Origin of the sequence: Streptomyces sp. NPDC090442 (assembly GCF_044769405.1) — a bacterium.
Classification (GTDB): domain Bacteria; phylum Actinomycetota; class Actinomycetes; order Streptomycetales; family Streptomycetaceae; genus Streptomyces.
Genome location: NZ_JBIVXW010000164.1, coordinates 1 through 5169 on the forward strand (window position 1 = coordinate 1; position 5169 = coordinate 5169).

General features: G+C 70.5%; 4 protein-coding genes and 1 pseudogene. All 5 read right to left on the reverse strand.

All coding sequences use genetic code 11. The features are described 5' to 3' along the window. The coding region (locus ACIQU6_RS43685) for an ATP/GTP-binding protein (RefSeq protein ID WP_207231316.1) at positions 1-277 on the reverse strand (277 nt) is incomplete at its 3' end. Continuing rightward, the gene (locus tag ACIQU6_RS43690; RefSeq protein ID WP_403488147.1) at positions 258-863 is read right to left on the reverse strand and encodes a DUF742 domain-containing protein; all 606 of its coding nucleotides are present in this window, start codon (positions 861-863) and stop codon (positions 258-260) included. The genes ACIQU6_RS43690 and ACIQU6_RS43685, both read right to left, overlap by 20 nt. Positions 864-947: 84 nt before the next feature. Further along, the gene (locus tag ACIQU6_RS43695; RefSeq protein WP_018542541.1) at positions 948-1361 is read right to left on the reverse strand and encodes a roadblock/LC7 domain-containing protein; all 414 of its coding nucleotides are present in this window, start codon (positions 1359-1361) and stop codon (positions 948-950) included. 10 nt (positions 1362-1371) lie between these two features. After that, positions 1372-4521 carry a nitrate- and nitrite sensing domain-containing protein gene (locus ACIQU6_RS43700; protein ID WP_403488149.1) on the reverse strand — a complete coding sequence of 1050 codons (3150 nt, stop codon included), beginning with the start codon at positions 4519-4521 and terminating at the stop codon, positions 1372-1374. A 411-nt stretch (positions 4522-4932) separates the two neighbouring features. Further along, positions 4933-5169 (reverse strand): annotated as a pseudogene (locus ACIQU6_RS43705) (ATP-binding protein); the annotation flags it as partial.

The following is a 5169-nucleotide window of genomic DNA, read 5'->3' on the forward strand; positions in this document are numbered from 1 at the left end:
GGTCCTGACCCGGCGTGCCGAAGAGGTACAGGATCAGGTCCTGGTCCAGGGTGATCCGGCCGAAGTCCATCGCCACGGTCGTGGTCGTCTTGTCCGGTGCGTGCGTGAGGTCGTCGATGCCCGCCGAAGCGGAGGTCATCACGGCTTCGGTGCGCAGCGGGTTGATCTCTGAGACGGCCCCGACGAACGTGGTCTTGCCCACGCCGAAGCCGCCCGCCACCACGATCTTCGCCGAGGTGGTGGAGCGGGCTGCACCGCTAGAGCTTGCGAAGTCCACTGAGCACCCTTTCGAGCAGTGTCACATCTGGCTGTCCGCCGGCGGTCTCGTCCCCGCCGGGCTGATGGATGGCGACGAGTCCGGCCTCCGCCAGGTCGGCGACGAGGATCCGGGCGACGCCGAGGGGGATGGAGAGAAGGGCCGAGATCTCGGCAACCGATTTGATTTCGCGGCAGAGGTGGCAGATGCGCTGGTGCTCCGGCAACTGGCCCTGCAGCTTCGCGGGATCCGCGGTCGTGCTGACCAGCGCCTCGATCGCGAGCTGGTAGCGCGGCCGGGTCCGGCCCCCGGTCATCGCGTACGGGCGCACGAGCGGATTGCTCGGTCCGCCCGTGGGGGCGGGCTCGGGCGCCGGCCGCGGCGGCTGCACCGGCTGGATGCGCGGCGGCTGCGGCTGGTCGTACGGCGAGGGCTCGGTCGGCGGGGGTCCGTAAGGCTGGGGGCGGTACGGGCCCTGCTGCTGAGCGGGGTACTGCGGCCTGCGGCTGGGCGCAGACGGGAAGTTGAAGCGGTTGTGATGGGTCTCGCCCTGAGAGCCGGACTGCTGTCCGGATCCATACGGGTAGCCGCTAGGGGGCGTTGCCACGTTTCCTCCTCCAACTTGCCTATCTGACGCCGGTCGCGCCACCGAACCCTATGGTGCGGTGGCGGGAAACGCACTGCCTGTCTGCTAGTTGAGAAGGCTGCCCTGCAGTTCTGCGCGGAGGTCGGGCGTCAGGACGGTGCCCGCGCGGTCGACCAGCAGGGCCATCTCGTAACCGACGAGGCCGATGTCGCACTCGGGGTGCGCCAGCACGGCCAGCGACGATCCGTCGGAGACGGACATGATGAAGAGGAAGCCGCGCTCCATCTCCACCACGGTCTGGTTGACGCTCCCGCCCTCGAAGATGCGGGACGCGCCGGAGGTGAGCGACGTCAACCCGGAGGCCACCGCCGCCAGTTGATCGGCGCGGTCGCGGGGGAAGCCCTCGGACATCGCGAGGAGGAGACCGTCCGCGGAGACCACGACCGTGTGGGACACCCCGGGGGTGTTCTCCACGAAGTTGGTGATCAACCAGTTCAGATTCTGCGCCGCCTGGCTCATCGGGCTCACACTAACGCTCCTGATCGTAGGTGCTGCCGGGGCCGAAGCCCTGTTGGTCATTCTGGGGGACCCCCGGGGAGGGGTCCGTGCCGGTGCCGGCGCCGCGCCCCTGCTGGACACCGCGGCGCAGATTGCTCAGCCTGCCGCGGACGTCCTCCGGAGCGCGGGAGACCTGGGGGCCGCCCTGCGTGGTCTGCTCCGCGGTGCCCTCGACCAAATTGGCCTTGGGCACCCGCCGGGGAAGGCCCGAAGCGGTGACCCCGCCCGCCGACGGCTGGCGCAGTCGCTCCGCCCGCTGCCAGCGCTCGTCGTTCTCGCTGCGCCAGGCGGAGCCGTCGTCCTGGCCGCTCTCCGGTGCCGTCTGCTGCTGATCCTGCGGCGAGTCGGTTCCGCGGAGCGGAAGACCGGCGTCGGTCAGCGACTGGACCGTGCTCGCGGAGGGGCCGGGACGCTCGAATGTTACGCGCTCGGAGGCATCCGCGGGAGCGGCAGTTGGATTCCGGTCAGATTCCGCTTCCGATCCGAAGTACCCCTGGTGCGCGGTGGGTTCGGCCCACTCGTTCACCTGGCCGGTTTCCCACGGGGCCCAGCCGTCGACCCGGTCGCTCTCCTGCGGGGCCCAGCCGTCCACGTGACCGGCGTCCTGCGGGGCGTAGGGGTACTGGCCGGTGGTCTCCATCGGGTTCGGGGCGGCGAACGCCTCACCACCGTAGGAGCGGTCGTCGTAGAGCGGCTGGCCGGGCTCCGCATACGGTGCGGGGTGCCCCTGGAAGCCGTCGGTCACCTCGTCGCGGAACAGCGGTCGGGTGTCGGCCTGTTGGGGCGCCGGCTGCCCGGCGGCGGCCTGCGCCTCCAGGGCCGCGCGACGCTCCTCGCGCAGCAGCGAGCGACCCACCGGGTCGAGCTCCGCCGCGGGGCCCGCGGCCCCCTGGAGGCCGTCGTCGAAGCCGAGCTCCGCGGCGGTGCGGGCGTCGTCCTGGTAGGTGGCCTGCTGGTGCTCGGGGACGATCCGGGAGACGGTGAAGGTGTCGTCGAACTGCTCGTCGCCGCCACCGCCGTGGGTGATCGCCTCCGGCAGCATGACCAGCGACGTGGTGCCGGCCTGCTCGCCCGAGGGACGCAGCTGGACCCGGATGCCGTGCCGGTCGGCCAGCCGGCCGACCACGAACAGGCCCATCCGCTGGGAGACCGCGGCGTCCACGCTCGGCGGGTTGGCCAGCTTGTCGTTGATGTCCGCGAAGTCCTCGGGGGTCAGCCCGATGCCCTTGTCGTGGATCTCGATCATGACCCGGCCGTCGGGCAGCCGGGTCGCGGCCACCCGCACCTTGGTCTGCGGGGAGGAGAACGTGGTGGCGTTCTCCAGGAGTTCGGAGAGCAGGTGCACCAGGTCGGTCACCGCGGTGCCGTGGATCTCGCTCTCGGGGACCCCGCTGAGCTCGATCCGCTCGTAGGACTCGACCTCGGAGGTGGCCGCGCGCAGCACGTCGATCAGCGGCACCGGCTGGTTCCAGCGGCTGCCGGGCTCCTCGCCCGCGAGGATCAGGAGGTTCTCGCCGTTGCGCCGCATGCGGGTGGCGAGGTGGTCGAGCCGGAAGAGGTTCTCCAACTGGTCCGGGTCGGCCTCGTTGTTCTCCAGGCCGGTGATCAGCTCCAGTTGACGCTCGATCAGGCCCTGGTTGCGGCGCGAGAGGTTGGTGAAGATCGCGTTGACGTTGCCGCGCAGCAGCGCCTGCTCGGCGGCGAGCCGGACCGCCTCGCGGTGCACCTGGTCGAAGGCGCGGGCGACCTCGCCGATCTCGTCGGTGGTGGCGATCGGGATCGGCGTCACGCGGGTGTCGACCCGGCCCGGCTCGGTGCGCGAGAGCTGGTCGACCAGCATCGGCAGCCGCTGCTCGGCGACGCCGAACGCCGCGTTGCGCAGCGCCTGCATGTTGCGGCTCATCCGGCGGGCCATCAGCCCGGCCACGATGAACGCGGCGGCCAGCGCCGCCAGCACGATGCCGGAGTCGACGAAGATGGACCACTTGGCGTCCGAGGAGATCTGCGCCGCCTCGTTCACCGCCTTGTCCGCCAGGTCCTTCTCGATGGACCGGTACATGTCGAACTTGCCGGTGGCGGCACGGAAGTACGCGTCCGGCGTGACGCCCTTGGCGGCCAGCGCGTCCGGCGCGGCGCCCGAGGCGATCAGGGTGGACATCTGGTCCATCGACGGCGGGGTGCGGAACTGCTGACCGGCCGCCTCCGCCTGCGACTTGGCCCGGTCTGTCTGGGCCTGCGCCGCCCGCTGGAGACCGGCCGCGTCGCCCTTCAGCCGCTGCACGTCCTCGGGCGTCCCGCCGGAGGTGTACTCGCCGATGGCGATGCCCTCCAGGTAGCGGTACGAGGCGAACGCGGTCAACTGCGTCTTGTGCTCCTTGCCGCCCTGCGGGGACGCCGGGTCGACCAGGAGGTGGGTGCCGATGGAACGCTCCAACGACTCGGCCGCCTTCGCCAGCGAGACGGCGTAGACGGTGCGCCCGTAGGAGGTGATGTTGCCGGTGCCCAGGCCGAGTTCGTTGGCGAACTCCATCAGCGGGTGCTGGATCTCGACGTAACCCTCTTCGGTCTGCACGCCGGTGAGCTTGGCGGTGAAGGCGACCTGGCGGAGCTGCGCCAGCTTCGGCTCGGTCTTCTGGAAGAGCCCCATCCGGCGCTGCAGGCCCGGCGTGTCCGGCATGCTCTTGGCGGCCTCGTGGAACGCCTTGCCGGCGGCGTCGGTGGCGTCCCGCGCCTCCTGGACGGTCGGGTCGTCCTTGCGGCCCTTCAACAGCGGGGCGACGGTGCGGTCCCGCTCGTCGATGAGGGCGTTGCTGTAGGAAAGCGCGGCGCGAACGAGCTTGGCGGTGTTCTCGGCGTCCCTGGCGTCCTGCCAGGTGCCGAGGGAGTTGTTGACCCGGAGCCCGCCGAAGACCAGGCCGACGAGGACGGGGATCAGCAAGATGGCGTTGAGCCGGGTGGCCACCCGCCAGTTGCGCGGGGCGTACTTGCTGCCGCTGACCTGGGGATTTTCGGCCGGAGGTGCGGGTGCGTCGGCGGCCGGTGCAGTGCCACCGCGGGGCGGCGGCGTGAAGTTGCCCCGCCGCGGTTCCTGCGGCTCGGGGCTCGTCGTGCTTCGCCTCACTCGACCAACAACCTCTCGGCGACGGCACGGTCGCGCAGTGCCGTTTCTTCTGGGCGTTACTACTCCGGAGTTCAGCGAATTTCAGCACGTCAGGGCGGTGCGTTCCAAACACTGAGCGGGGCTTGAACAACCCTTGAAGACCGCAAGATAAAAGGGGCGTTAAGGGCGAGGCGCGGCAAAAGGCGGGAGAAATGTGAGCGCAGCGAAGCCGGCCATGCGCATGGGGTGTCGAAAGCGCGCCGATTCACTGTCGAAACGTTATGAAGCCCTTTACGGGCGTGTCGAAGGACACAGATCACGGCGGCGGTGTATGGGAACCGAACCCGGGCAGCCCGCAACCGTGATGACGCCCCCTCGGGGGCAACTGCCGTACGGCCCGCGCCGCATGACGCGCGGGCCGCACGGCCGGGGCTAGCGGAGCCGGGCCATCAGCGCGTGCTCCACGAGCGTGATCAACGCGCTCTTGGCCTCCGCGCGGTGGCGGGCGTCGGTGGTGATGATCGGGGTGCCGGGGCCTATCTGGAGCGCCTCGCGCACCTCGTCAGGACCGTACGGCTGGTGTCCGTCGAAGCCGTTGAGGGCGATGACGAAGGGCAGGCCGCTGTTCTCGAAGTAGTCGACGGCCGGGAAGCAGTCGGCGAGCCGCCG